The following is a 25,443-nucleotide window of genomic DNA, read 5'->3' on the forward strand; positions in this document are numbered from 1 at the left end:
AATCTGCGGGCATGGCGCAAACCGAGCTGCAAATTACACTTACTGACGAAGCAGCCACTGCTGCACTCGCCGCGCGCATCGCAGCGATACTGCGACCTGGCGATACATTGCTGCTGGAAGGCGAGATTGGTGCGGGGAAGACCGCCTTTGCACGCGCCGCAATCCGCGCCATGCTTGGCCGGGCAGAGGATGTGCCCTCGCCCACATTCACGCTTGTTCAGACCTATGATACGCCTCAAGGGCCGGTCTGGCATTTTGACCTTTATCGGCTCACACATCCTGACGAGGTTCTTGAACTTGGTCTCGATCAAGCACTGGCCGAAGCAATCTGCCTGATCGAATGGCCCGACCGTCTGGGCGCCGATAGTCCCAGCGATGCGCTGAACCTGGCATTTGAAGCGCGCGCGACAGATCATGCGGTGACACTGACCATGCCGGATGTCTGGGCGGAACGGATAAAGGCGCTTGATGTCCGAGCGTGAGGAACAGATTGACGCTTTCTTGCAGGATTCTGAGTGGCGCGGCTGGGAACGGACAGCGTTGGCCGGTGACGCATCCGCGCGCCGCTACGCGCGACTGACGTCTGGCGCGCAATCTGTCATCCTGATGGATGATCCACCCGAAAAGGGAGGCACGACCTCAAAATTCGCCGATCTGGCCTTGTGGCTGCGAGAGCGGGGTCTTTGCCCGCCAGCGATCCTGGCGCACGCACCTGCGCAAGGCATCATGGTGATCAGCGATCTGGGCCCCGACGACTTTGCGCGGTGGCTGGCAAAACAGCCCGGCGATGCCCGAAGGCTTTACACGGCTTCAGTTGACGTGCTGCTCCATCTGCGAAGCCAACCAATCCCCAAGAACTTGCCGGTTATGACACCCGCGATGGGAGCAGAGATGGTGAGCCTTGCTGGCGAGTATTATGCTGGCCGACCGGCAGACGATGTCATTACAGAGATGGGGCGTGCCCTTGACCGCCTTGCCCCGGTGCCTGACACGCTGGCCTTGCGTGATTTCCACGCCGAAAACCTGATCTGGCGATCCGGCTTATGCGGGCTTGCGCGTGTCGGTCTTCTTGATTTCCAAGACGCATTCATAGCGCCCGAAGGATATGACCTCATCTCGCTCTTGCGCGATGCGCGGCGCGACGTGCCTGCAGATTTTAGTGCTGAAATGATTGATTACTATATGCGTAAGGCCGGCCTTGATAAGGATTTTCATGCGCAGCTGGCCTGCCTTGGCGTACAGCGCAATCTACGCATTCTTGGCGTTTTTGCGCGTTTGGCCAAGCAGATGCGCAAGACGAGATATCTGGCGCTGATCCCCCGGGTCTGGGCCAATCTACAGATCGACCTTGCTCACCCGGCGCTTGCCGATCTGCGCCGCGCGGTTGATAACATGCTTCCCACTCCTACCGACGCCGTCTTGGAAAGCCTGAAGCAATGACCACGCCGATCCTGTTATTCGCCGCGGGCCTCGGCACCCGGATGGGCGATTTGGTGAAAGACAGGCCAAAACCGATGATATCGGTTGCTGGCAAGGCGCTGATCGATCATGCGCTAGACCTGACGATGATCCCCGAGGTTGGACAGCGGGTTGTCAATGTGCATTACAAGGCCGACATGCTGCGTAGCCATCTGGCGCGGCGCCCGGTCCTGATTTCAGACGAGACCGAAGAGCTTCTGGAAACAGGCGGCGGTCTGAAGAAGGCGTTGCCACTCTTGGGCGAAGGTCCGGTTTTGACCTTGAACACGGATGCCGTATGGCATGGCCCGAACCCGATTGAGACCATCCTGAGCGCTTGGCGGCCTGAGATGGAGGCGCTCTTGCTCCTTGTTCCAAAGCCGCAGGTTCATGGCCATCGCGGTGCCGGGGACTTCACGATGGACGATAATGGCCGGTTGGTCCGTGCGCCCGATGCGGTTTATCCCGGCCTTCAGATGCTTCGCACCAATGGGCTGGACGCGATACAGAACAAGGCATTTTCAATGAATGTGCTTTGGGATCAGATCGCGCGGCGCGGTGGTCTTTACGGCGTCAACTACACCGGCCAATGGTGTGATGTCGGCCAGCCCTCCAGCATCCCGATTGCCGAAAGCATGCTTCATGTTTGAGAGCACCAGCAAACCGCGCGTCTTTGCTACGCCACCGGGCGTCGATTTTGCAGATGCACTGGTTGCCGGTTTAGAGGATCGCGCCGCACATCTGTCGCCGACAGACTGGGCGTGCATGGAAATCTACGTCAACACGACACGGATGCAGCGCCGGGTTCGGGAGGTTTTTGACCATGGACCGCCACGGCTTTTGCCGCGCATCCGGTTGATCACCGACCTTGCCAACGATCCCACAGCCATCCCGCAGCCGGCTGCCATATCACCGCTACGACGCAGGTTGGAGCTGTCGCGCTTTGTCAGCCTGCTTCTAGCGCGCGAACCCGATCTGGCCCCGCCTGCCGCGCTTTATGATTTGTCCGACAGCCTGGCGAACCTCATGGACGAAATGCAGGGCGAGGGGGTCAGCCCTGCCGCAATCCGCGCGCTCGATGTTGCCGATCAGTCTGGCCATTGGGAGCGGTCACTGAAATTTCTCAACATCATCGCCCCGTTTTTTGAAGATGGCGCCGCACCGCCCGATCAAGGGGCACGGCAAAGGCGGGCCATCACTGCGCTGGCCGAAAAGTGGGCGCAGCAGCCCGTTCAGCATCCGGTCATTGTCGCTGGTTCGACCGGTTCTCGCGGTGCCACGGCGCTGTTCATGGATGCGGTGGCGCGATTGCCGCAGGGGGCGATCATTCTCCCCGGTTTTGACTTTGATCTACCGGATGCTGTTTGGGGCAGTATGGGTGACGCAATGCAAGGCGAAGATCACCCGCAGTTCCGGTTTCGGCGTCTGATGGATAGGCTGGAAATCAGCGCCGGTGATGTGAACCGCTGGTCAGCGCATCGGCCTTCATCGCCTGCGCGTAACGCGATGATTTCGCTTTCATTGCGACCTGCGCCCGTGACGGACCAATGGTTAGAGGATGGTCCAGATTTGGGCGATCTGCGCGAAGCCACCGAAGGGCTGACGTTGGTCGAGGCGCCGTCACCGCGAGAGGAGGCGGATGCGATCGCGCTGGTGCTACGCAAGGCGGCACAGGACGGGAAGACCGCCGCGTTGATCTCACCTGATCGGATGCTGACCCGGCAGGTGACGGCAGCGCTGGACCGTTGGGACATTCAACCGGATGACAGTGCGGGTACACCGCTGCCGCTTTCGCCACCCGGCAGGCTGTTGCGCCATGTGGGGGAGATGATGGCAAAACCGCCAGATGTGGCCACTTTGCTGACATTGCTCAAACATCCGCTCTGCCATTCGGAGCGTGAGGATCGTGGTGATCACCTGCGCAACACACGAGAGTTGGAGTTGCATCTGCGTAAGATCGGCCCCCGATTTCCAAGTGCGAAGGACCTGCAGGATTGGGCGCAAACAGAGCGGCAGATGAATTGGGTGCGCTGGGTGCAGGAAATTGCGCTTGCGACGCCCTTTGAAGGTGAAACTCCCCTGACCGACCATCTGGAGCATCATCTCAATCTGGCAGAGCGGGTTTGCGCGGGACCTGGCGCCACCGGCTCCGGCGGGCTCTGGAAAGAGGCGGCGGGGCGCGAGGCGCAGCGCATTTGTACCACGTTGCGTGATGCGGCGGATGCGGCGGGGCCTATCACCGCATTCGATTATGTGACGCTTTTCGGCGGTGTCCTTTCGACCGGGACAGTCCGCGATCGTGACAAAGGGCACCCGCAGATCCTGATCTGGGGCACGCTTGAGGCGCGCGTGCAAAGCGCGGATCTGACCATTCTGGGGGGGCTCAACGAAGGGTCATGGCCCGAGGCGCCGCCGCCTGACCCTTGGCTGAACCGCGCGATGCGCATGCAGGCGGGGCTTTTGCTGCCGGAACGCAAGATCGGGCTTTCAGCGCACGATTATCAACAGGCGGTTTGCGGTAAGGAGGTGTGGATCACGCGCGCAAAACGGTCTGCGGATGCCGAGACGGTGCCCGCGCGATGGGTGAACCGCCTGACGAACCTGTTGAGCGGCTTGCTCGCGCAGAACGGGCCAGAGGCGCTGGCGCAGATGCGGGCGCACGGACAAACATGGCTTCATCAGGCGGCGGTGCTATCTGCGCCCATGCATCGTGTTGATCCCGCACCACGCCCATCACCCTGTCCCCCGATTGCGGCGCGTCCACGGCAATTGTCGGTGACACAGATTAAGACGTTGATCCGCGATCCGTTCGCGATCTATGCGCGCAAGGTGCTGCAGCTTCAACCTCTCAACCCGCTTGTTGCCAACCCCGATGCACCGCTGCGCGGCACGATTATTCACGCTATTCTGGAACGGTTCATCGCCGCGAAAAGTGACCCTACGGATCGCGAAGGCTTCATGCAGATGGCGCGGGCGCAATTCTTGCAAGATTGCCCTTGGCCCACGATCCGTGCGCAATGGCTGGCGCGTCTGGATCGCACGATTGACACGTTTCTGGAAGATGAGGCGCAGCGGCAAGTGGATGTTGCCCGACATCTTGTCGAACAACAGGGCCGCGCTGTGCTGCCGGGGCCGGATATGACCCTGACCTGCAAGGCCGACCGGATTGATGTGATGCCGGATGACGGGGTCATCATCTACGATTATAAAACCGGGGCGGTGCCGACCGGGCCGCAGCAAGAGCAATTCGACAAGCAATTGCTGCTTGAGGCGGCGATGGTTGAAAAAGGGGCCTTTCGTGATCTGGGTGTGCGGCCCGTACATTCGGCGGCGTTTATCGGTGTGAATGCCGCGATGAAGGTTGTGCAAGCGCCGCTGGACAAAAACCCTGTTGATCAGGTCTGGGCGGATTTGGAGACGCTGTTTCAGAACTGGCTGCGCGCCGACCGCGGCTATACCGCGCGGATGGCTCTGTTCTCAAAAACAGACAGCAGCCCCTATGATCACCTGTCGCGTTTTGGCGAATGGGATACGAGCGACAGAGCAAAAGCGGAACAATTGACGTGATCCGCGATGCCGCTTCTCAACGGCAGATCGATGCTGCCGACCCGCAAGTGTCAACTTGGCTATCGGCCAATGCTGGTTCAGGCAAGACACGGGTGCTGACCGACCGGGTGGCACGCCTGCTGCTGAACAATGTCTCACCGCAGAACATTCTGTGTCTGACCTATACCAAGGCGGCGGCGGCCGAAATGCAGAACCGCTTGTTCAAACGGTTGGGTGCCTGGGCGATGATGCCGGATAAGGATCTGCGTCAGGATCTCGCGGTGCTTGGCATTGATCACCAGATTGATGCCGCCCAACTGCGTGAGGCGCGCACGCTTTTCGCGCGGGCCATCGAAACGCCGGGTGGGCTGAAGATCCAGACCATTCATTCGTTCTGTGCTGGGATTCTGCGGCGCTTCCCGCTTGAGGCGCAGGTCAGCCCGCAATTCCGCGAGATGGAGGATCGCGATGCAGAGTTGCTGCGCGCCGATGTGGTGGATCAGATGCTTTTGGGGCCGGACGCCTCTGTTGTGCATGCCATGCTCGCGCATTTTTCGGGTGATGATCTGTCAAAACTCACTGTGGAGATTGCGACAAAGCGTGATCATTTTGGGCGGGGCGTGACCGACGACGGGCTGAAAGCCGCTTTGGACCTACCCACGGGTGCGCAGCGCGAGGATGCGCTCAAAATCGCGATTGTGGGACATGAACCTGGCATCGTTGCGGATCTGACTGCAGCTTTCGCCGATCAATCCGCGACCTATCGGAAATTCGCGGCCAGGCTGGCGCAACTCAATTTGGCGGACCCCGATTGGGAGGTGCTCGATACGCTGTTTGACCTCTTCCTTTACAAGGGAACTGGCGCTTCGAAATCCGTTAACTTTCCGCAAAGCAATCATGGCAAGGCCGTCTCTGCGATGGCCCCCATCGCAGAGGAGGTTCATGACTGGATGGACCGGGTCGCCGAGGCGCGGCAGTTCCTTTGGGCCATGGATGCGTTTGACCGATCAAAGGCGATGTATGATTTCGCGAATGCCTTCATCCCGTCCTATGAGGCGCGAAAGCTGGGGCTGGGCGCGCTCGATTTCGACGATCTGATCCGTAAGGCCAAAGCTTTGCTGACCGATCCCAATGTCGCGCAATGGGTACTGTTCCGGCTGGATGGCGGGATTGACCATATCCTCGTGGATGAGGCGCAGGATACCAGCCCCACCCAATGGGCCGTCATCCGTCATCTGGCGCAGGAATTTGCCGCCGGGCAGGGTGCGCGCACTGATCAGGAGCGAACGATCTTTGTGGTCGGCGACAAGAAGCAATCGATCTATTCATTCCAAGGCGCCGACCCGGCAGCGTTTGATCAGATGAAGGATCATTTTCAAAGCGCCTACCGGGCGATTGGGCAGCCCTTTGAAGCCACGTCGCTTGATCATTCCTTCCGCTCGGCGCAAACCATCCTGTCCGTCGTTGACGCCACCTACAGCGGCGAACTGACGGAGGGGATGGATGATCAGCTAAGCCACATTGCGTTCAAGCAAAACATGCCCGGTCGTGTCGATCTGTGGCCAGTCATCGAGAAATCGGGACAGGAGGATAATCGCCCTTGGTACCAGTCTGTGGATCAGCCTGGCGCAACAGACCACACTATTTTGATGGCAAAGCGGGTCGCATCGCAAATTAAGCACATGATTGATCATGAGCGACTTCCTGTTGAATTGGGAAATACTGATCACTACCAATCGCGACCGATTACCGAAGGCGACTTTCTGATCCTCGTGCAGCGCCGGTCGGAGCTTTTCGCCGAAATCATCCGCGCCTGCAAGAACGCTGGCCTCGAAATCGCCGGGGCCGACCGGTTGCGCGTTGGGGCAGAGCTCGCGGTCAAAGACATCACCGCACTTCTGAATTTTCTGGCTCTGCCCGAAGATGACCTGTCACTCGCCGCCACCCTACGCTCGCCCCTCTTCGGCTGGTCAGAGCAGGACCTGTTCACACTGGCCCATCACCGGCCCGCCAAAAGCTATCTTTGGGCGGCGTTGCGTGATGCGGATCATCCACAGACACTCGCCATTCTCAACGATCTACGCCGTCAGGCTGATTTCCTGCGGCCCTATGATCTGATCGAACGTATCCTGATCCGCCATGATGGGCGGCGCAGGCTGCTCGCGCGGCTGGGGCCAGAGGCGGAGGATGGGATTGATGCGCTTCTCTCGCAGGCGCTGGCCTATGAAAGCGCCGGTGTGCCGAGCCTGACCGGGTTCCTGACCTGGATGGAAACCGATGATCTGGAGATCAAGCGCCAGATGGACAATCAGGGCGACAGGATCCGGGTGATGACGGTGCATGGGGCCAAGGGACTGGAAGCGCCGATTGTGATCCTTCCTGACACCGCCAAGCGCGAGATCAAGGTGAATGCAGAGCTCTTGGAGTCGGGCGAGCATCTGATCTGGAAAACGCCGGCCAAGGCGTCAGCCGCCGCCGTAACGACCTTACGCGATGAGGTTGTGGCAGCGCAGGCCCGCGAACGTGCGCGTCTGCTTTATGTCGCAATGACCCGTGCCGAGAAGTGGCTGATCGTGGGGGCGGCGGGCGATGTAGGGCAGAGCAACGAAAGCTGGTACAACATCATCGCAAACGGCATGGAGCAGCGCGGCCCCTTCGACGCGATGTCGGGTGATCTGCCGGTCAAGCGCGTGGCTGATCTGGATTGGGACGGGCTGGCGCAGATCACGCCTGAGAAACCAGCGCCCAAACTGGTCAGCCCGCCAGATTTCGCCCCGCTGCCAGAGGTCGCGCGACAAAGCACCATCGCCCCGTCTGACCTGCCGGGGCCAAAGGCGCTGCCGGGTGCGCAAGATATTGATGAGACTGACGATGCGCTCAGCCGAGGAACCATTATTCACAGCCTTCTGGAGCATCTGCCCAATGTCGGCCCCGCTGACCGGCATGCGTTGGGTCGGCAGATCACCGATGACGATGCGCTGGTTACGCAGGTTCTTGGGCTGTTGGACAACCCGGACTTCGCACAGCTTTGGGGCGGGGATACCCTGACCGAAGTCAGCATCACTGCAGAAATCGAAAATCTGGGCCGGATACACGGCACCATAGACCGGCTTCTGATCACACCGGACAAAGTGACAGCAATAGACTACAAATCGAACCGCCATGTGCCGGACGCGCCGCAGCGGGTGCCGTTGGGCATCGTGAACCAGCTTGCGGTTTATGCCGCGGCACTTGCCCAGATCTACCCAGATCAGCCCATCGAAACGGCGATCCTTTGGACCGAAACTGCCGAACTTATGGTCATCCCCGAGAATCAGCTTCACGAAGCGCTGAACAATCTTACGCTGCCTTGACCAAAGGGGCGGGGGTACCTAGTTTCGCAGTCCATTGATTTTCGCCAAGGAGTAACCTGATGGCCACCGTAGCCGTAACCGACGCAACCTTTGACGCCGAAGTGCGCCAATCCGACATCCCCGTTGTCGTGGACTTCTGGGCAGAATGGTGCGGCCCCTGCAAACAGATCGGCCCCGCGTTGGAAGAACTGTCATCCGAGATGGAAGGCAAAGTGAAGATCGTCAAAGTGAACGTGGACGAAAACCCGAACTCGCCCGCGCAAATGGGCGTGCGCGGCATCCCCGCGCTTTTCGTTTTCAAGGACGGCGAGGTCGTGTCGAACAAGGCCGGTGCTGCGCCAAAAGCTGCGATACAGGGCTGGATTGAAGAGTCGATCTAAACTCACGAACATCCGCGTTTTAGGGGCGTCCTCTAGGGCGCCCTTTTGCGTTCGAATGATGAGCCGCTCTCACGGTAAAAACAGGATTGGTGCTGGCTCAGACCGGCCAGTCATGTCCACGCAAGACTTCGCGGATACGCATCCGAACTTCCGGGCGGCCTGCGTTGATGGACCGTAGCTGCAGGAACCAATGCATGTAAGCCGCATAGTCTGGCGCATGTAAGTCAACCCGCGCAAAGGCGGCTTCTTCGCCGATCTGCTCCACATTCAACGCGATATGGTGAAAGTCGATTTTTGCAAATAGGATCAATGGCTTCTCAAAGAAGTACCCCATGAAGCCCACGCTGGAATTCTGGGTCACCACGTAGTCGCAGCCTTGCAGATAGACCTCTGATTGTTCCGTCCCGATCCGCAAACGAGGATGCTCAGTCATCAGGCGATCCAACGCCTGTCGCTCGGCGCCGGAATATGCCTCTGAAGGATGCAAGGTGGCCACCACTTCCCTCTGGCGATCATGTTGCAACACCGCGCGGAGCATCTCAATTGGGCTGCAGGTTTGAAAAGACCGCTGCGTCGTCAGCCGCCCCTGCAGGGGCACATAGACAAAACCATCCCGCGTCACCCGCCCTGCACGGCCTTCAAACAACCGGTCCTGCCAGAAGCGAAAGAACCTTCGCGCCGCGTCATGATCCTGAGCATCGGCGTCAAACGCCTCCTGCGCCACAGACCATTCCCAACGCTTGGCGCTCTTCTCGATGTGCCAGAACGGATAGGTATAGATGCGCCGGAACACCAGATCATCGCGCCCGACAGGCTCATCCATCAAAAACAGCCCCCGCCCGGGCCGCGCCATGGCTCGCAACCTGGCAAGGCTGTCATCCCCGTCATAGGCGACGGACAAACCGGCGCTTTCCAGCACCGCCGCCACATGACCCAGAAAGTTGTGATTGCCGCGCTCTGCCTGCTTGCGCAGTTGCGGATGCAGATAGAAGGTCACCGTGTTCACAGCACTCATGGCGCCGACGCTAGCCGCGCCTCCCATCCAGCTCAAGCCGGGTCCGGGGTTGTTTGCGCAACCAACGCCCGCCATATAGGCACCACTGCGGTAAGGAGCGAATGATGACGCGTGAAGAGTTTCCCGGCTGGCACGGCACAACGATCATCGGCGTGCGCAAAGGCGGGCAGGTTGTCATCGCCGGCGACGGGCAGGTCAGCCTTGGACAGACCGTGATCAAGGGGACCGCCCGCAAGGTGCGCAAGCTCTCCCCCGGCGGGCAGGACGTGATCGCCGGGTTTGCCGGATCCACTGCCGACGCCTTTACCCTGCTGGAGCGGTTGGAGAAAAAGCTGGAGGCGACACCGGGCCAGCTTGCCCGTGCTTCGGTGGAGCTGGCCAAGGATTGGCGTACCGACAAATACCTGCAAAAGCTGGAGGCGATGCTGATCGTCAGCGACGGCACTGAGCTGTTCGTGATCACCGGCGCAGGCGATGTGCTGGAGCCTGAGCACAATATCGCGGCCATCGGATCAGGCGGGAATTACGCACTCGCCGCCGGACGTGCGATGATGGAGAGCGATCTGGGCGCGGAAGAGATCGCGCGCCAGGCCATGGCGATTGCCGCGGATATCTGTGTTTACACCAACGGCAACCTGACGGTTGAGACGCTGCAGGCGGCATCCAAAGCATGATCGAACGTGATGATGTCAGGGCCGCAGTTAGCAGCGGCCTTTTGTCGGAAAAGCAGGCGGCTGATCTGATTGCCCTCTCAGACAGTCGCCGGGGTGCGCGCGAGAACCTTGATCCGGGTGATGAGCCGTTTGAGCTGTTCAAAGGGTTCAACGAGATTTTCATCGTGATCGGTCTGATCATCCTCGCCTTTGGGTGGTCGGGCGTGGTGACCCTCGCGCTGGGCGACGAGATCATCGACCTCAAACGCTATGCGATCATGGTCACGGGCGCGGGCGCGGTGTTGCTGTGGCTCTTGTCAGAATATTTCATTCGCAAGCGGCGCATGGTCGCCCCGGCGATTGCGCTTTCGGTGATGTTCGCAGGCAATGCGGCCTTTGGTTTCATCGCTGCGATGACCCAGCCTTTCATGATTGCGCAGAACGATTTCAGCAGCGTGCCGTTGCCACTGGCGCTCGCTACGGTGGCCTTGCTGGTCTATTGGTGGCGGTTCCGCGTGCCCTTTGCGATGGCGATGATCGCGGTGGGGCTTTTCGTGATCGCGATTGTCTTCACCGCCAGTCGGGGTGGCGAGGTTGAAGAGATCAGCGATCTGTTCCTTCTATCCGCTGGTGGTCCCTTCGCATGGATCACGCTGGCGCTGGGCGTCGTGGTCTTCGCCGTCGCGATGACCTTTGACATGAGCGACCCCCACCGCGTCACACGCCGGTCTGCGAACGGGTTCTGGCTGCACGTCGTGGCGGCCCCGGCGCTGGTCAACACGCTGGCCCTGTCATTGCTTGATCGCGACACGGGCGGTGCCAACGCGATCCTGTTTGGCGTGTTGATGCTGTTTGCAGTCGTGGCGATCGTCATCGACCGCCGATCATTCCTGATCGCCGCCATCGGTTATATCGTGGCGCTGGCCGCAACGGTGTTTGACGGCGATGGGGCGGCGCTGACCGTGCTGATCCTCGGCATCGTGCTCTTGCTGCTCGGTGCATTCTGGGAACGGATTCGGGCGCGTATCCTGCGTGTGATGCCGGGCTTCGTGCCGCTTCACCGCCTTCCCCCTTCGCAAGCTTAAGGACTTTTATGACCGACCTGACCCCCCGCGAAATCGTCTCGGAACTTGACCGGTTCATCATCGGGCAAAAGGATGCCAAGCGTGCCGTCGCCGTGGCCCTGCGCAACCGCTGGCGGCGCAAGCAATTGGGCGACGATCTGCGGGATGAGGTTTATCCGAAAAACATCCTGATGATCGGGCCGACGGGTGTGGGCAAGACCGAGATCAGCCGCCGCCTGGCCAAACTCGCCCGCGCACCGTTCATCAAGGTGGAGGCGACAAAGTTTACCGAGGTGGGCTATGTCGGGCGCGATGTGGAGCAGATCATCCGCGATCTGGTCGATACCGCGATCCTCGACACCCGCGAACACATGCGCGAGGACGTGAAAGCCAAGGCGCATCAGGCCGCCGAAGATCGCGTGATCACCGCTGTTGCCGGCACCGACGCCCGCGACGCGACGCGCGAGATGTTCCGCAAGAAGCTGAAATCGGGCGAGCTTGATGATACGGTGGTCGAGCTTGAGCTTGCAGACACCTCCAACCCCTTCGGCGGGTTCGAGATTCCCGGCCAGCCCGGCGGTGGCATGGGCGGTATGATGAACCTCGGTGATATCTTCGGCAAAGCCATGGGTGGGCGCACGGTCAAAAAGAAAATGACCGTTGCCGAAAGCTATGAGGCACTGATCGCCGATGAGGCGGACAAGCTGCTGGACGACGAAATCGTCACGAAGGCCGCCCTTGAGGCCGTCGAACAGAACGGTATCGTTTTCCTGGATGAGATCGACAAGGTCTGCGCCAATGCCGACCGGCGCGGTGCGGATGTGAGCCGCGAAGGGGTGCAGCGCGACCTCCTTCCCCTGATCGAAGGCACGACCGTTTCCACAAAGCACGGCCCGATCAAAACAGATCATATCCTCTTCATCGCGTCTGGCGCGTTCCACGTCGCCAAACCTTCGGACCTACTGCCGGAATTGCAGGGCCGTCTGCCCATCCGTGTCGAACTGCGCGCGTTGACCGAAGAGGATTTCGTCCGCATCCTGACCGAAACGGACAACGCGCTGACCCTGCAATATTCCGCGCTGATGAAAACCGAGGAGGTGACGGTGGACTTCGCCGAAGGCGGCATCAAAGCGCTCGCCAAGATCGCGGCGGAGGTCAACGAAAGCGTCGAAAACATCGGCGCACGGCGGCTTTATACGGTGATCGAGCGTGTCTTCGAAGACCTGTCCTTCAACGCCCCCGACCGCGCGGGCGAGGCAATCACGATCGATGCGGCATATGTCGAGGAACATTTGGGCGAACTCGCCCGCTCGACCGATGTCAGCCGCTACGTGCTCTAGTGTTGCGGCTTAGGCGATATCCTGTGATCCTGATCCTGTTGATCGCCGGGATCCTGATCATCATCTTCGCCTATGCCACGCTGAACCTGTTCCAAACCGCGATGGCCAATGTGCGGTTCCTGCGTGAATTCGGCTGGTTAGCGGTGCAAGAGGGCGGCCTGGTCCAACTGGCGCAGATCCTGATGAACGGCACCATCGCGATGCTCAGCTATATCGGCTTCAAGCTCTGCGAAAGCGAATTAGTGCAGCGCTATCAGAGGTGGCAGAATAAGTAGTGATCTGTTGACCGGCGCCTTCAACCTTTTTCTAGTCTTGGTGGCGCCTTGCTAAGGAAGATGTGGTGTTCGCTTTGAGCCCGCTATGAACTTCTCTACCTTCCGCTACATCTCATGCATTGCGGACAGAACCAACAATCGAAACAACTGCTGGCGTGTCATGGTAAAGGGCCGCTTCTCTTTGCTATGTGTTGACGAGACCTTGTTCGTGAGCGTTTCGCGTCTTCATGCTTCTGGGGGCGCGTTCGGTCAAAGGGCAAACGAGGCAGGTCTGCAAGACACTTCGGCACTTGTACGAACTCAATTCCGACGCTCTGCGTAGCTTCTTGTAAGCTTATCGCTCGTGCCGTTGAGGAATGCCTCGTACGCTTTCTGTATCTGGCTCAACAACCCAGATCCTTCAGGATCAATCGCGCGGGATATCCGCGACCTTTGAAACGAAAGCAGTACCAAGAACACCATGAATGCACAGAGCAATGCAAATCCTGTAACAACGTCGGTTCCGCGGTAAAGTGGAAGCAAGTTTATCAAGATGTTGCCAAAACCGTAAACAAATAGGGTATCCTTCCCAAGTTCACCTAGCGGGTACGTGAGCGCATTTGGACCACGCGTTGACAGCATCCAGAACACAGCAAGTGATATCGACGCAGCGCAAACTCCAAAGACATAGTAATAGGGGCTGTTCACCCAGCGAAACGAAGCCACCATGTTGAGCGCGAATTGCTTTAGACCATAATCTGCCATACCGAAGACCAGTCCGATACAAGCCATACAAACTGCGATAGCAACGGGCCACCAAGCGCGTCGTCCGGTGAGAGCTTCACCGATGAGCATTCCAAAGGCTACTAATGTGAGCCCCAAGAACGTGGCTGGACCGAAGCCCTCTCCCGGCCCCAACTGTGATTGCACAAGGTAGGGTGCACTCCAACCCGTCGCCTCAAAAAGATACTTCGTGGCCCATGCAATAAGGGCAATGCCTGCATAAAACGGCGCGCCCCACCTCACTCCCGGGCGTAAGGTCAATGCGATAACCACAAAAAGGACCGCATAGAGCTTCAGAATGACGCCGAACCGCCCTCCCGCAGTAAATGTAACCGCCCCGAGGGCGTCCAGGGCCGAAAGCTTGTCCGTAAGGAACGCTGCTGCCGTGATTGCAACAAACAAAAGGTAGCAGGTCAGACTCCGCGACATCAGGCGGTGCGCAACAGACTGAAAAGGACGCCCCTCTCGCAATGGCCTGAAATAGGCAACCTCGATCATGATACCGAATAGGACGAGAAAGGTCGGTGTCGCCGTTCGCGTCACAATCAATCGCAGGACATCAGCTTCAATCGGTATTTCGATCCCGCCAGTGAACTGAATGAACGCGTGGGATATCATAGCGAGTAGAACCGCCATTCCGCGCGACGCGTCGATGTACTTGAAACGCATAGCCCAAACGCCCCAATGCATTAGTATCCGAGAGCCTTGGCTTAGCGCAGAAGAGGCCACTTGGACGGAAATGGTTTAGTGCCTGCCGAAGAGCAGGCAAATCAGGTATGCTCCAAGCCACCCATGGAGTCGTGAATCAACTAATTAACGTACTGCCCAGAGATTGTGTACTGACTAGCTTACTTTCCAGCGGTTGTATACTGACTTTGGTGCAAAGAGCATATTTTGCGACCGAAAACTGGTTTGCCAATCCGAATGACGCGTCGTCTCCAAACAAACCTCTGCGGAAGCCCGGGACCCTCGCAGCTTCGTCACGCAATGCAGACACTAATCGGATACAACAATAGCCCCTCTTTCCCTCCCCACCAACAACCCCCATCAAGGGCGCTATGCGCGCCTATCTCTCCTTCATCCGCGATAACGCACCGTTCCTCGCCGTTGGCGCGCTGCTTTTCTTTCTTTCCAGTTTTGGACAGACCTTCCTGATCGCTGTTTTCGCCGGGGAGATCCGCGCGGAATTCGCGCTAAGCAACGGCGATTGGGGGCTTATCTATATGGTGGCCACCGCCGCCTCGGCCAGCGTCATGATCATGGCGGGTGGGTTGACGGATCGGTTCCGTGTTCGCTCTTTGGGCATCGTTGTGCTGGGGCTGCTGGCGCTTTCGTGCCTTGGTATGGCGCTAAACCAAAGCGTTCTGGGCCTCGTCCTGATCATCTTCTGTCTGCGCCTTTTCGGCCAGGGTATGACGAGCCATATCGCGGCGACCGCCATGGCACGCTGGTTCAGCGCCACGCGCGGGCGGGCGCTGGCCATTGCAACGGTGGGTTTTGTCCTTGCTGAGGCAGGACTGCCGATCTTCAGTGCCTGGATCAAGACAATCTTGCCCTGGCGCCATGTCTGGGCCGGTTTTGGCTGTTTCGCTCTGCTGCTGATGCCCGTCATCTGGCATCTTCTGCGCTACGAGCGCACGCCGCAATCGGTTGCCAAGACGGACAGCACACCGGGTATGGATGGGCGGCATTGGACAAGGGGCGAGACAATCCGTCATCCGCTTTTCTGGACAGTCCTGCCGGCGATGACGCTATTTCCCATGTTCGCCACAACCTTCTTTTTCCACCAGGTCCACTTTGCCGAAATCAAGGGGTGGAGCCATATCGCCCTTGTCGCTGTCTTCCCCCTCGGCACCTTCGCCTTCATGGCGTCGACGTTCCTCTTCGGCTGGGCAATCGACCGTTTCGGGGCCAGCCGGTTGCTGCCGATCTACCTGCTTCCCTATGGCTTAGCCTTCATTCTCCATGCTTATGCCCCCTCGATTGCATGGGCCGCGTTTGGTGTGATCCTGATGGGCTTCGCGGGAGGCGGGCAAGCGACGCTGCCGATTACGACATGGTCCACCTATTTTGGCACAGCGCATATCGGGGCGATCAAATCGGTTTCGACAGCTGTGATGGTTTTTGGCTCGGCCATCGGGCCGGGTTTGTCGGGATGGTTGATTGATGCAGGGATCGGCCTTGAAACGCAGTTTCTCATTTATGCGGGGACCTTCGTGCTGGCTTCGGCCGGAATGATCGTGCCGCTTCGCCGGGCTAATGCGCGTCTGCTGGTCACGGGTCACGAAGCGTCAGGGTAGCGTAGCGTTACCCTTGTGGTGAAGCAGGAAAGACGACGGTTTCCTGGCCGTCAGCCCATGGTGTGTATTTGGTCATCACGTCGGCAAATTGTTTAGATTTCAGGAAATCATCCAGCCATGTTGTCAGAGCTGAGAGACCTTGCGCATCGAACCATGCACGATCCGTGTTTGCGAACTGTCGTACGAACGGCAGGACCGCCATATCCGCCAGCGTGCGTCGCGGACCAGTCAGGAACGCCGTGCGCTGCAGCCGGTCGTTCCAGTCGCTCAGGTAAGTCAATGCTTCGGCCCGGTCGTCGACCACGTCGCGGTCCGGGAAACGTACGGCGTATTTCGTGTGATCAAGCGCCCTCTTGAAGGGGCCGTCGCAGGCATCGATCAAATCATGCCCCTCTGTCGGCATATCCAGCCAGCCCTCGGGATCGTTCTGCCCCAATGCCCAATGCATTACATCCCGGCTTTCCTCAATCACCTGTTCGCCCGCGACAACAACGGGCACCGTGCCCTTGGGCGAAGCCGCCAAGAACGGCGCTGGTTTGTCTTTGAGCAGGATCTCCCGCAGCTCCACCTGACATCCGCTCGCTGCGATCGCGAGGCGCGCCCGCATGGCGTAGGGACAGCGGCGGAAGGTCCAGAGGATGGGGAGCCGTGCCATCCGCGCTAGGCCACCAATTGCTGTCCTGCGATGCCGGTAATCTCGGCTTGCACGATCTGCCCTTCGGGCTGATCCTTGGCAAAGGTGACTTCGGCAAATTGCGGCGTCCGCCCCATGCGGGGGCTTTCCATCAGGATGTCATGGGCCGTGCCGATCTGCTTTGCCAGATGCGTTTTAACCCGCTTCGCCCCTGCGGCGCGCAATTTCGCCGCACGGTCTTTGATCTGGCGCCCATCAACCTGCGGCATCTTTGCGGCCGGTGTGCCGGGGCGGGGGGAATAGGGGAAGACGTGGAGCCATGTGAGGTGGCATTCCTCGACCAGCGCGAGCGAATTGGCGAACATCGCCTCGGTCTCGGTCGGGAAACCGGCAATGATATCCGCGCCAAAGGTCATATCGGGGCGTAGCTTGCGCGCCTCTTCACAGAACCGGATCGCATCGTCGCGCAGGTGCCGTCGCTTCATCCGTTTCAGGATTAGGTCATCCCCATGTTGCAGCGACAGATGCAGATGCGGCATCAGGCGCGGATCGGTCGCGACGGCGCAAAGCAGGTTCTCATCCACCTCGATACTGTCAATCGAACTGATCCGCAGGCGCGGCAGATCAGGCACCAGCTTGAGGATGCGCATGACAAGATCACCCAGCTTGGGCTGGCTTGGCAAATCCGCGCCCCAGCTTGTCAGGTCAACGCCGGTCAGGACAACTTCGTTATAGCCTTTGTCCACCAGCCGTTTGATCTGATCCACCACCACACCCGCCGGAACGGAGCGGGAATTACCTCGTCCATAGGGAATGATGCAGAAGGTGCAGCGATGATCGCAGCCGTTCTGAACCTGCACATAGGCGCGGCTGCGCGTGCCGAAGCCGTCGATCAGGTGCCCCGCCGTCTCGGTGACCGACATGATGTCATCCACCTGCACGGGCTCGGTCTGTCCAATCAGGTCAGGGGCCATCTGCGCCCAGGTCGCGGGGTTCATCTTTTCGGTATTGCCGATGACGACGTCAACTTCCGCCATGTTGGCGAAGGTGTCAGGCGCGGTTTGGGCGGCACAACCGGTGACGATCAACTTTGCATCGGGGTTGTCCCGGCGGAGCTTGCGAATGTCTTGCCGCGCCTTGCGCACGGCCTCGGACGTGACGGCGCATGTATTGACAATCACCGCATTGGTGACGCCGGCAGCGGTCGCCAATTCTTTCATCGCTTCGGTCTCATAGGCGTTCAGGCGGCAGCCATGGTTCGAGAAGATCGGGGCGTGTGTCATGTCAGCCGCCATTGCCCGTCAAAGACATGGGCTGTGGGGCCCGTCATCCAGACACCATCATCGCGCCAGCTGATCTGAATGCGACCGCCGTCGAGGTCGATTGCCACGTCGCGCCCCGTCAGCCCGCGCCGTGCTGCCGCGACTGCGGTTGCACAAGAGGATGAGCCAGAGGCGAGCGTGACACCTACACCGCGTTCCCACACACGCATACGGAGATGATCGGGGCCAATGACGCTGGCAAACTGCACGTTCGTGCGCTCAGGGAACAGCTGGTGATGCTCTATCTCCGCACCACGCGTCTGAAGATCAATCGCCTCCGCATCGTCCACGAAAAACGTACAATGCGGATTGCCCATGCCCGTGGCCGTTGGCGCACCTTCAATGGGCAGGCTCAACGTCTCCATCTCGTGCGCCAACGGCACCTTATCCCAGTTCAGAAGGGGCTGCCCCATATTAACTGATGTCAGCCCGTCGCCTGCATCCACGGCCTGAAGCATGCCGCGTTCGGTTGTGATGGTCAGCGTATCGCGCCCCGTTTCATCCATCAGATAGCGCGCAATGCAACGGGTCGCATTCCCGCAGGCCGCTGCTTGAGAGCCGTCGCTGTTCCAGAAGGTCAGGTGGACATCGGCCTTGTCGGTTGGCTGAAGCACCGCCAATTGATCAAAACCAATCCCCCGATGACGGTCCCCCATCGCCTGCGCCAGATCCGAATCGACACGTGCCGGGGCTTGCCGCGCGTCAACGACAACAAAGTCGTTCCCGAGCCCATGCATCTTCATGAAGGGCAGATATGTTGCCTCTGGTCCAGCCATGGCGGGCATATAGACAATGGTGTACGACATATCCACCCGGTATTGCTTTTGGGGGTTGACCGAGCGCACGCGCCTTTCTAAGTACGCGGCTCAGTGGGCCGTTAGCTCAGTTGGTAGAGCAACTGACTTTTAATCAGTAGGTCGATGGTTCGAACCCATCACGGCTCACCACTTAACGAAATTGTTGTGAGCGTTCACGCGATTCTTCCACAATCGCCAGGTTTTTTACCACAAACGTCACCAAGGCTTGCCACAACTTTGACGGTTCGTGATGCTTGGTCATCCTGGTCATCTTTTCTTTTAAGCAAGTTGGAAGGGTTTGCTAACTGAGGTGCCCGGCATGAGGCCTTGGAGTACGTCTTCAGCCGTCTCCAGTCATTCATGGTGTCAACAGCGCCGCAGAGTAGCTTCACCCAACGGGTCTTCGCTGCGCCCGCGAGATCAAAGCATTGTCCGACGTCGGCAGCGCGGACGGAGCTTTCATTCTTTGCGGCACCTCCAATGTCGGCTTACGGGCATCCGAAACAAATGCTGATCTGGCTGCAGTCATAAATCGAGGACAGATTTAAGTGCAGCGGTTGCAACACCGCTACCGATTTTTGTCGCAACATCGAACGCCCATTTTCCTGCCTTGCTTAAATGTTCGAGTGCGCCTGCTCCGTCGCCATTTCTGGCTGAAATCTCCGCTGCTGCGACTTCACCAACTGCCGCGTCATGATCTGCACTAACAGCTTCATTCTTCATCTTTGCCCGAAGTGCGCCAAGCTCCTCCTCAAGCGCTTGCAGGTTGATATTTTCCTGGTTTTGTATCCAAACCTGCTGAAAGCTGATTTGAGAGGCTGTTGCTCCTGGCCCCATTGCTCCAACTTGTCCTGCTGAGTATCGGTCACCCATTTGAAATTCCTCTATGTTGACAGTCAGCTCGTCTCTCGCATCAGGCAAGCTAGAACAGTCGTCCTGGTTGCTGCCCAGTTGGCGGAGCTTTTCCTGAACCCAATCCAAGTGATGCCTTGATTCATTGCTTATTCGAAGCCTAAGCATGATTTGATTTATATCGTCCGGCGCGACCCCGGCATTTGATAGCGACGATTCTACTCGCTCAATTAAGATGGCTCTCGCGAGATCATCTCGCTCATCGTCCACTAAGCCGATGGCAGCCTGCCTGAAGGTAACACCCACATCGAACCAAGCTTGGACTGCGCGATGCGAGGAAGGCAGCCCTCCAAACGCCACAATGAGCGAATAGTCATCGACGTCATGCCAGCCGCAGTTCGGTTGCATCAATCCCGGCTGTGCAAAGAATGCTTCCAGCCGGTAATCAGGCGGTCGATCCCTGTTTCTTACCTCGATGAGCAGGCTTCCTGCTTCGAATGCATCAATTCTGTGTCCCATCTGGTGGCGCCGAACCTAAACCGTCTCGAAATTAGTGGCTCGTTCTCCTCCTCAAAACTGAACCTACCGTGGTTGGTCACGATGCATAGCAGACATTCAAGCTGAGCACAGCATTGGCGGCTTTGGGCTCAAAGCGGACCCTGAAATACGTAAACCCAACGTCCGCTTCGTCCCGCACACTGTGAGTTCTGTTTGTTCAAGATTTTGCACTTGCAGCGAATGGCAGCTCTAAAGGGCCGCGCCGCAGCATCTCGACCCTTCGGCCAACGGCAGGTTTGGGCCGCCCTATTCGAGATCAACGATTGCAGCTTGCCCAAACACGTGTCCGCCGAGCGATCAGGCTCACGCGACATACCGCTATGAAATGCGCGCGTCACGAGCAACGCTTTGAAGTGCGGAATTCCCTAATTCATTTGCTCGAATCGAATGCAGACTTAATGATGCAGCTTTGCTTCAAGGACCGCGCTTCATCGCTGTACGAGCCTGCCTGAGGCAATGATTTGATCTCGCATGACAAGCGCGACCGAACCCGTCAATTGCGCCGAGATCATGCTGGGAAGATTGAGCGCGACGTTGAACACTGCATCCCCGTTCATTTGTTTATGTACCGCAACGACCTTCGCAGGGAAGCGGGAGGCAGCGAGCAATACCTGACAGGCACCGGGGAGCAACTTCGTTTGATTCTGCAAAAGTTTGACCCGCGCCTTGCGCAATACAACATCCTCAATCGCTTCGAACCGACTGTTCGACACGGAGCCGGTACGCACATGCTCAATCGCCAGCCCCCTTAAACGCAGAATACCGTGCTCACCGGTCGCAAGTTGCGATGCTTGGCCATCACGCACTCTTAGTTCTAAACATTCGCCTCGTCCGCCCAAACCCGAAAGAAGTGTGTCACCAACGGCGATCGGGTCGCCGAGACAGCGCCCCATTACCAAAACCTCGCGCTGTCCCAGTGGCACAGCGCGGCAAATGGAAAAGAACTGGATCAACGGCTTCTGACCGGCGGCTACAATCCCGCCCGACGCGGCAAAACATCCGGCCAAGAACACCCGGCGGTTGAGATCCAAAGCGGTACGGGTGCGCTGGATAGATTTTGTGTTTATCGTGGTCATGAACTGTAATGTAGAGCAGCAGACCGTTTAATGGGAGCACGATGAGCAAACGCATAAGCATTGCCCTAGGGGGCAGCGACGTCGAAGGTCTGATCGGCTGGGGCGTGTTGCAGAGGCTCCTTGAGGACGAAGAGATCGAGATCGCGGCAATCAGTGCATCCGGCAGTGGCTGCTTTTCCGCCATCGCCGTGGCTCAGGGCCTGTCTCACAATGGACGCGAGGGAGCCGTGGACAGGCTTAGTGCAATTTGGCGTGATATCGTGTTGTCCTGGAACAAGAGTGTATCCGACCCTGACCCGTGGCAAATGCTGATGCCGCTCCTCGCGGCGGCACAACAAGCCGAAGAAACCATGACCGGAGATCCGTATTTCTTCTCGCCCGAAGACATCAATCCGCTGAATATCAACCCCCTTTGGGATATCGCGGAGGCGTTCCTGCCCGAACTTGGACGCGACACGATCACGGTGTTTCTCGCGGCCGTGAACGTTAATACTGGCAGCAAAAGAATATTTTCCGGGGATGAGATTTCGCACGATACGGTCCGTGCGGCAACTTGCGCTCCGTGGCGGAACGCGGCGGTGGACATCGACGGTGACTTCTTCTGGGGAACTGACGTGAATGCAGCTTCACTGTTCCCACTCTTCAGTCCTGAGCTGCCCCAAGACCTGTTTTGCGTTGTTCCGAGAATTTCCCGCGAAAATGGGCCACCCGAAAGCGGGGAGGCGATCGCGTCACGTCTCGCCGCGTTGACCTCGATCAGCGCATTGCAAGCGGAACTGCGCTCGATCGGCTTTGTGCAGCGGCTTGCCGATAGTGGTGCGATCGAAGCTGCGAGCATTCGGCTCTTGCGCGTCCACGGCACGGTAATCGCTCCGCCGGCCAGGACTTGGCCGGACGCAAGCGCACTTTACGACGACCCGAGTGTCAGCGACGCGCTCTACCAGCATGGATATAATTCGGCGGCAGCATGGCTCGCCGCCAACAAAGTTGACATTGGTCAGAGAAGCTCGCTCGATATCAGTTCGCTTCTTTGACGGCCAAAGACTGCTAGTTGTCTTCCAAAGGCTGTGTAGCCGCCCTGAGCCACGTTGCGATTTCGCCACCAGGCGGTCCCTCTTCGTTCTGCAAAAGGGCGGGACTGGGGTGACCCGTGTGATAATCGAAAACCTCATTTATCGCTCTCAAGAACCCCTCGGACACTTGGGGGTCCACGGCCAACCGTTCCATCGTTTCGAACGTGCCGCGCCACGCCAAAGCGTCGGTCCCGTTATTCTCGTAGAGCGCGTGTGCAGCGAGATATTCCGCAACCGGGTCAAACACAAAGATCAATCGGTCCTCGGTCAAGCCAACGCTTTGGATCAATGTCAAACGCTCTTTCAGGATCAAGAGCGTGTCTTCGCCACCCGCGGCTTCGACGGCTTTTTCCCAGGGCAGTGCTGAAGGTTGGAGGGTCGAAGACACCGCTTCATAGGCAAGCGATGACGCCGCCCCAAATAGCGCGCGCGTGTCCAATCCAGTGTCCCCGGCGCTGTCGTTCAGTCCCTTTACGTAGGACAGCATGATCTCCGCGCTACTCAGCCTGTCCGTCTCGTCCATCTCTCCATTGGCCAGCTGAAGCGCAAACAAACGGGCAAGCAATGGTGTCACGCTGCGCCGCTGGCCAAGCCCGGATAATCGATAGCTTGCCCTAAGCAGATCGTGATCAGACACGGCCCCACGCAAACCGGCTTCGTTGAGGTAAGCATTGAGGAAACTCGGCACGGCGCTGCCGGAGATGCGCGCTGGTGACAATTTCACATGGGGCAGCATCGCCGCAAAATTTGTGTCACGGGTTGTGATGATCACCGCTTGGGCCGCAAATTCGGGTGAATCCGGTTGCAGGGCGGTTCGGACCGTAGCCGCATATTCCGAGAACCCATCAAAGATGATCAAAAGCCGCCCGGAGGCCAGCAAGACGCGGACGAAATTGGGGGTGAAATAGACATCGGGAAGCGCCTCGGACAGCTTGGCTGCGACCAGGGCGACCAACATCTCTGGCGAATTGATGTCTTTACCGATCGCCTCTATTTCTCGTCCGATCAGGACCGGAATGCGCTGCATGTACGATCGTGACTTGGCAGTCGGCTTGTCGGCCAGAGCATGGGCGATGCGGAGAGCGACGTGGGTTTTGCCGCTTCCGCCTTCGCCCATGACAACGATACGCAGACGCACTTGCTGTGAAAGCGAGCCCAAATGATCCGTTTGCCAGGCGGAGTTCACCGTCCCATCGACCTCGATCGGGAGCGGAATGACAACGGAGCGTTCAGCCACTGCGGCTTGATTATTGAAAGACGCCATGTATTTTGGCGCATGCCGTTGAATCCACGCATCAATAACGCGCGGATGCAGCGTCAGGCGCCGGGCCAGCGCCAGAAGTCCAACCAAGGACCCCACGACAGGAATGCGGCTTTCGACGACAAAACTTTCAAGCTGACCGAGCCGCGGTACCAAGATTGGTCGCATCAGAAAGGTGAGACCTACGACGGAATACCAAACCATCAGGACTATGATAGGTGTCAGATACCCACCGTATTCGGCTAAAGGTGCCAGGACACTCTCGATCTGATCTCTGAGCTGGAGCCGAGACAGGTTTTCAGCACGTGCCTCGAGCCCCAATGCAAGTGACCTCAGTTCCCCGTTTTCCGTGGCTTCGGCGCGATCCAGCAATTGTCGTGAAGCGTCCTGCAAGACGCCCGCATGCGGCAAGAAAGCGTCAGCGTTCTCGGCCACGAGGCGCAAGACCTTTCGAACGGATTCCAATGCTTCGATATCGTTTTCCGTCACAACCGAATGCGCCAATAATTTCAGGCCTGCATCCACTGGGATCTGATCCGAGAGTTGGACGATCGCGACGGTCGCTCCCAGGGAGACGATTAGTTCGGGGCCGCCAAGAAAGGGCTCGATCGCGGCCAATGCCTCGTCCGGTGGCAAGTTTTCTGCGGCATCAAATACAAGGCCAAGCCGTACTTCAGGCGATGTGTTGTCTGCCCGAACGGGCGAAGCCGCCACGAAAACGAGACCGAGTACAGTGAGGAACGAAATGAAATTTGCAATTCGCCACGTTAGAAACCTATGCTGCAAAAGTGAACGCATCATAATGACATGCCAGCCGCTCTCTCGATACTCCTCAGCCGAGCTTGCCAAATTGGCGTGCGCTTGAAAAGGAAACGACTTTTCTCGCTCTTGGTCCACCAAACTCATACAGAGCCGATCTACGGGTGAATTGGCATCTGTTGCCACAACGAGAGTAAAGAACGCTAGCCTAGAGATGTCTGCTATGCTTGGCTGCACCGCGGCGTCGCGATAAGCCACTGGAGGTCGGCAATGGGCCGTCCTTGAAGGCGGTTTCTGACCACACCGAATAGATGCTGCAGTGCCTCCGGGGACAGCGCAAGTTGAATCTTAGTCAGCCCGCAGCGGACGTCCGCTCTGCCAACTTCAGATCGACCGGATCATTGACGATCACATATGTTTCGGTCAGCATCGCACTACCTCAGAAACCGACAAACATATGAGCTTCCAGCCCACCAGCATTACCGAAGATAAAGTCTCAAGATGCTTTTTTAGCGGTCTGCTCGAAGCTTACCCGACTGCATTTACGCTGGCTCCGACGAAGAGGTACTATCTACCGACAGAAACCAAACGAGTGCTTGGTCATTTGGATTTCCTATCTGAATCAAAGATCGCTGCGCAACGAGTTGTTGAATGTTGCTCTCAAAATGTCTTCATCAATTATGAAGAATTCACATCAGGGTCGACAGGCAACAAAAAGCAATGCTTAAGGCCGTCCATCTCTTGGCACCTAGAATTCAGTAGGTTGCGAGATCTGCTTGATTGGGCGGTTGAATTCTACGGCAACCAACCGCCGTGGCCTCAACAAATCTTCTATTACTCCCGCTATGGGCAGTCATCTTTCACTTATAGTGACAACAGTATCCCATCGATTCACGTCGATCTGGCCTGCTGCCGGTTTCGTGGACGCCGAGATACGGTGTTTATGAAACTGGAGAATCTACATG

21 protein-coding genes and 1 tRNA gene are annotated in these 25,443 nt (G+C 58.3%); 14 read left to right on the top strand and 8 right to left on the bottom strand.

Annotated features, from left to right (window positions below):
• Positions 1–11 precede the first annotated feature (11 nt).
• The 6 genes from tsaE to trxA are packed head-to-tail and all read left to right on the top strand — an operon-like array spanning position 12 to position 8,737.
• Positions 12–482: a tRNA (adenosine(37)-N6)-threonylcarbamoyltransferase complex ATPase subunit type 1 TsaE gene (gene tsaE, locus SLH47_RS12685; RefSeq protein ID WP_320239917.1), complete on the top strand. Its 471-nt coding sequence runs from the start codon at positions 12–14 to the stop codon at positions 480–482.
• Positions 469–1,440, top strand: coding sequence for an aminoglycoside phosphotransferase family protein (locus SLH47_RS12690; protein WP_320239918.1), 972 nt, complete (start codon positions 469–471; stop codon positions 1,438–1,440). The genes tsaE and SLH47_RS12690 overlap by 14 nt, the downstream gene beginning before the upstream one ends.
• On the top strand, positions 1,437–2,108 hold the full coding sequence (locus SLH47_RS12695) for a nucleotidyltransferase family protein (protein ID WP_320239919.1): 672 nt from the start codon (positions 1,437–1,439) through the stop codon (positions 2,106–2,108). Before SLH47_RS12690 ends, SLH47_RS12695 begins: the two co-directional genes overlap by 4 nt.
• Positions 2,101–5,025, top strand: coding sequence for a double-strand break repair protein AddB (gene addB / locus SLH47_RS12700; RefSeq protein ID WP_320239920.1), 2,925 nt, complete (start codon positions 2,101–2,103; stop codon positions 5,023–5,025). Before SLH47_RS12695 ends, addB begins: the two co-directional genes overlap by 8 nt.
• Positions 5,022–8,357, top strand: coding sequence for a double-strand break repair helicase AddA (addA, locus tag SLH47_RS12705; protein ID WP_320239921.1), 3,336 nt, complete (start codon positions 5,022–5,024; stop codon positions 8,355–8,357). The genes addB and addA overlap by 4 nt, the downstream gene beginning before the upstream one ends.
• A 59-nt stretch (positions 8,358–8,416) precedes the next feature.
• Entirely contained in the window at positions 8,417–8,737 is a 321-nt protein-coding gene (gene trxA / locus SLH47_RS12710) for a thioredoxin (RefSeq protein WP_320239922.1), read from the top strand.
• A gap of 97 nt (positions 8,738–8,834) precedes the next feature.
• On the opposite strand, the gene SLH47_RS12715 is transcribed toward trxA, so the two are convergent.
• Complete coding sequence (locus SLH47_RS12715) at positions 8,835–9,752, bottom strand: hypothetical protein (RefSeq protein WP_320239923.1); 918 nt, start codon at positions 9,750–9,752, stop codon at positions 8,835–8,837.
• A 104-nt stretch (positions 9,753–9,856) separates the two neighbouring features.
• Between SLH47_RS12715 and hslV the strand changes: the two genes are divergently transcribed.
• The 4 genes from hslV to SLH47_RS12735 are packed head-to-tail and all read left to right on the top strand — an operon-like array spanning position 9,857 to position 13,084.
• Positions 9,857–10,426 carry an ATP-dependent protease subunit HslV gene (gene hslV, locus SLH47_RS12720; protein ID WP_320239924.1) on the top strand — a complete coding sequence of 190 codons (570 nt, stop codon included), beginning with the start codon at positions 9,857–9,859 and terminating at the stop codon, positions 10,424–10,426.
• Entirely contained in the window at positions 10,423–11,490 is a 1,068-nt protein-coding gene (locus tag SLH47_RS12725) for a hypothetical protein (protein WP_320239925.1), read from the top strand. The genes hslV and SLH47_RS12725 overlap by 4 nt, the downstream gene beginning before the upstream one ends.
• Before the next feature lie 8 nt (positions 11,491–11,498).
• Positions 11,499–12,809 carry an ATP-dependent protease ATPase subunit HslU gene (gene hslU / locus SLH47_RS12730; protein WP_320239926.1) on the top strand — a complete coding sequence of 437 codons (1,311 nt, stop codon included), beginning with the start codon at positions 11,499–11,501 and terminating at the stop codon, positions 12,807–12,809.
• Between the two features lie 23 nt (positions 12,810–12,832).
• Positions 12,833–13,084, top strand: coding sequence for a hypothetical protein (locus SLH47_RS12735; protein ID WP_320239927.1), 252 nt, complete (start codon positions 12,833–12,835; stop codon positions 13,082–13,084).
• A 300-nt stretch (positions 13,085–13,384) separates the two neighbouring features.
• On the opposite strand, the gene SLH47_RS12740 is transcribed toward SLH47_RS12735, so the two are convergent.
• The gene (locus SLH47_RS12740) at positions 13,385–14,344 is read right to left on the bottom strand and encodes a hypothetical protein (RefSeq protein ID WP_413785642.1); all 960 of its coding nucleotides are present in this window, start codon (positions 14,342–14,344) and stop codon (positions 13,385–13,387) included.
• 560 nt (positions 14,345–14,904) lie between these two features.
• Between SLH47_RS12740 and SLH47_RS12745 the strand changes: the two genes are divergently transcribed.
• A complete protein-coding gene (locus tag SLH47_RS12745; RefSeq protein ID WP_320239929.1) occupies positions 14,905–16,146 on the top strand; it encodes an MFS transporter in 1,242 nt (413 codons plus the stop codon).
• 7 nt (positions 16,147–16,153) lie between these two features.
• Here SLH47_RS12745 and SLH47_RS12750 read toward each other — a convergent pair whose 3' ends face one another.
• From SLH47_RS12750 to dapF, 3 genes are read right to left on the bottom strand one after another with little or no spacing between them, the layout of a single operon-like run.
• The gene (locus SLH47_RS12750) at positions 16,154–16,801 is read right to left on the bottom strand and encodes a glutathione S-transferase (protein ID WP_320239930.1); all 648 of its coding nucleotides are present in this window, start codon (positions 16,799–16,801) and stop codon (positions 16,154–16,156) included.
• Positions 16,802–16,806: 5 nt separating this feature from the next.
• Positions 16,807–18,063 carry a tRNA (N(6)-L-threonylcarbamoyladenosine(37)-C(2))-methylthiotransferase MtaB gene (mtaB, locus tag SLH47_RS12755; RefSeq protein WP_320239931.1) on the bottom strand — a complete coding sequence of 419 codons (1,257 nt, stop codon included), beginning with the start codon at positions 18,061–18,063 and terminating at the stop codon, positions 16,807–16,809.
• Complete coding sequence (gene dapF, locus SLH47_RS12760) at positions 18,060–18,908, bottom strand: diaminopimelate epimerase (RefSeq protein ID WP_320239932.1); 849 nt, start codon at positions 18,906–18,908, stop codon at positions 18,060–18,062. Before dapF ends, mtaB begins: the two co-directional genes overlap by 4 nt.
• 65 nt (positions 18,909–18,973) lie before the next feature.
• On the opposite strand from dapF, the gene SLH47_RS12765 reads away from it, so the two are divergent.
• Positions 18,974–19,049 (top strand) — tRNA-Lys (locus tag SLH47_RS12765).
• A gap of 375 nt (positions 19,050–19,424) precedes the next feature.
• On the opposite strand, the gene SLH47_RS12770 is transcribed toward SLH47_RS12765, so the two are convergent.
• Both SLH47_RS12770 and SLH47_RS12775 read right to left on the bottom strand, forming a co-directional pair.
• A complete protein-coding gene (locus SLH47_RS12770; RefSeq protein WP_320239933.1) occupies positions 19,425–20,270 on the bottom strand; it encodes a hypothetical protein in 846 nt (281 codons plus the stop codon).
• A gap of 467 nt (positions 20,271–20,737) precedes the next feature.
• Positions 20,738–21,385: a hypothetical protein gene (locus tag SLH47_RS12775; protein ID WP_320239934.1), complete on the bottom strand. Its 648-nt coding sequence runs from the start codon at positions 21,383–21,385 to the stop codon at positions 20,738–20,740.
• Between the two features lie 41 nt (positions 21,386–21,426).
• On the opposite strand from SLH47_RS12775, the gene SLH47_RS12780 reads away from it, so the two are divergent.
• Positions 21,427–22,419: a hypothetical protein gene (locus tag SLH47_RS12780; protein WP_320239935.1), complete on the top strand. Its 993-nt coding sequence runs from the start codon at positions 21,427–21,429 to the stop codon at positions 22,417–22,419.
• A gap of 13 nt (positions 22,420–22,432) precedes the next feature.
• Here the strand turns inward: SLH47_RS12780 and SLH47_RS12785 are convergent, their stop codons facing one another.
• Positions 22,433–24,433: a hypothetical protein gene (locus tag SLH47_RS12785; RefSeq protein WP_320239936.1), complete on the bottom strand. Its 2,001-nt coding sequence runs from the start codon at positions 24,431–24,433 to the stop codon at positions 22,433–22,435.
• Between the two features lie 502 nt (positions 24,434–24,935).
• Between SLH47_RS12785 and SLH47_RS12790 the strand changes: the two genes are divergently transcribed.
• The coding region (locus tag SLH47_RS12790) for a hypothetical protein (RefSeq protein WP_320239937.1) at positions 24,936–25,443 on the top strand (508 nt) is incomplete at its 3' end.

The sequence above is a fragment of the Cognatiyoonia sp. IB215182 genome (genome assembly GCF_033963905.1).
Lineage (GTDB): Bacteria > Pseudomonadota > Alphaproteobacteria > Rhodobacterales > Rhodobacteraceae > Yoonia.

Bases quoted from the DNA above. Each gene is read 5' to 3' on its own strand.
- tsaE (WP_320239917.1), top strand. From the start codon at position 12: ATGGCGCAAACCGAGCTGCAAATTACACTTACTGACGAAGCAGCCACT.
- SLH47_RS12690 (WP_320239918.1), top strand. From the start codon at position 469: ATGTCCGAGCGTGAGGAACAGATTGACGCTTTCTTGCAGGATTCTGAG.
- SLH47_RS12695 (WP_320239919.1), top strand. From the start codon at position 1,437: ATGACCACGCCGATCCTGTTATTCGCCGCGGGCCTCGGCACCCGGATG.
- addB (WP_320239920.1), top strand. From the start codon at position 2,101: ATGTTTGAGAGCACCAGCAAACCGCGCGTCTTTGCTACGCCACCGGGC.
- trxA (WP_320239922.1), top strand. From the start codon at position 8,417: ATGGCCACCGTAGCCGTAACCGACGCAACCTTTGACGCCGAAGTGCGC.
- SLH47_RS12715 (WP_320239923.1), bottom strand. From the start codon at position 9,752: ATGAGTGCTGTGAACACGGTGACCTTCTATCTGCATCCGCAACTGCGC.
- hslV (WP_320239924.1), top strand. From the start codon at position 9,857: ATGACGCGTGAAGAGTTTCCCGGCTGGCACGGCACAACGATCATCGGC.
- SLH47_RS12725 (WP_320239925.1), top strand. From the start codon at position 10,423: ATGATCGAACGTGATGATGTCAGGGCCGCAGTTAGCAGCGGCCTTTTG.
- hslU (WP_320239926.1), top strand. From the start codon at position 11,499: ATGACCGACCTGACCCCCCGCGAAATCGTCTCGGAACTTGACCGGTTC.
- SLH47_RS12740 (WP_413785642.1), bottom strand. From the start codon at position 14,344: ATGATCGAGGTTGCCTATTTCAGGCCATTGCGAGAGGGGCGTCCTTTT.
- SLH47_RS12745 (WP_320239929.1), top strand. From the start codon at position 14,905: ATGCGCGCCTATCTCTCCTTCATCCGCGATAACGCACCGTTCCTCGCC.
- SLH47_RS12750 (WP_320239930.1), bottom strand. From the start codon at position 16,801: ATGGCACGGCTCCCCATCCTCTGGACCTTCCGCCGCTGTCCCTACGCC.
- mtaB (WP_320239931.1), bottom strand. From the start codon at position 18,063: ATGACACACGCCCCGATCTTCTCGAACCATGGCTGCCGCCTGAACGCC.
- dapF (WP_320239932.1), bottom strand. From the start codon at position 18,908: ATGTCGTACACCATTGTCTATATGCCCGCCATGGCTGGACCAGAGGCA.
- SLH47_RS12770 (WP_320239933.1), bottom strand. From the start codon at position 20,270: ATGGGACACAGAATTGATGCATTCGAAGCAGGAAGCCTGCTCATCGAG.
- SLH47_RS12775 (WP_320239934.1), bottom strand. From the start codon at position 21,385: ATGACCACGATAAACACAAAATCTATCCAGCGCACCCGTACCGCTTTG.
- SLH47_RS12780 (WP_320239935.1), top strand. From the start codon at position 21,427: ATGAGCAAACGCATAAGCATTGCCCTAGGGGGCAGCGACGTCGAAGGT.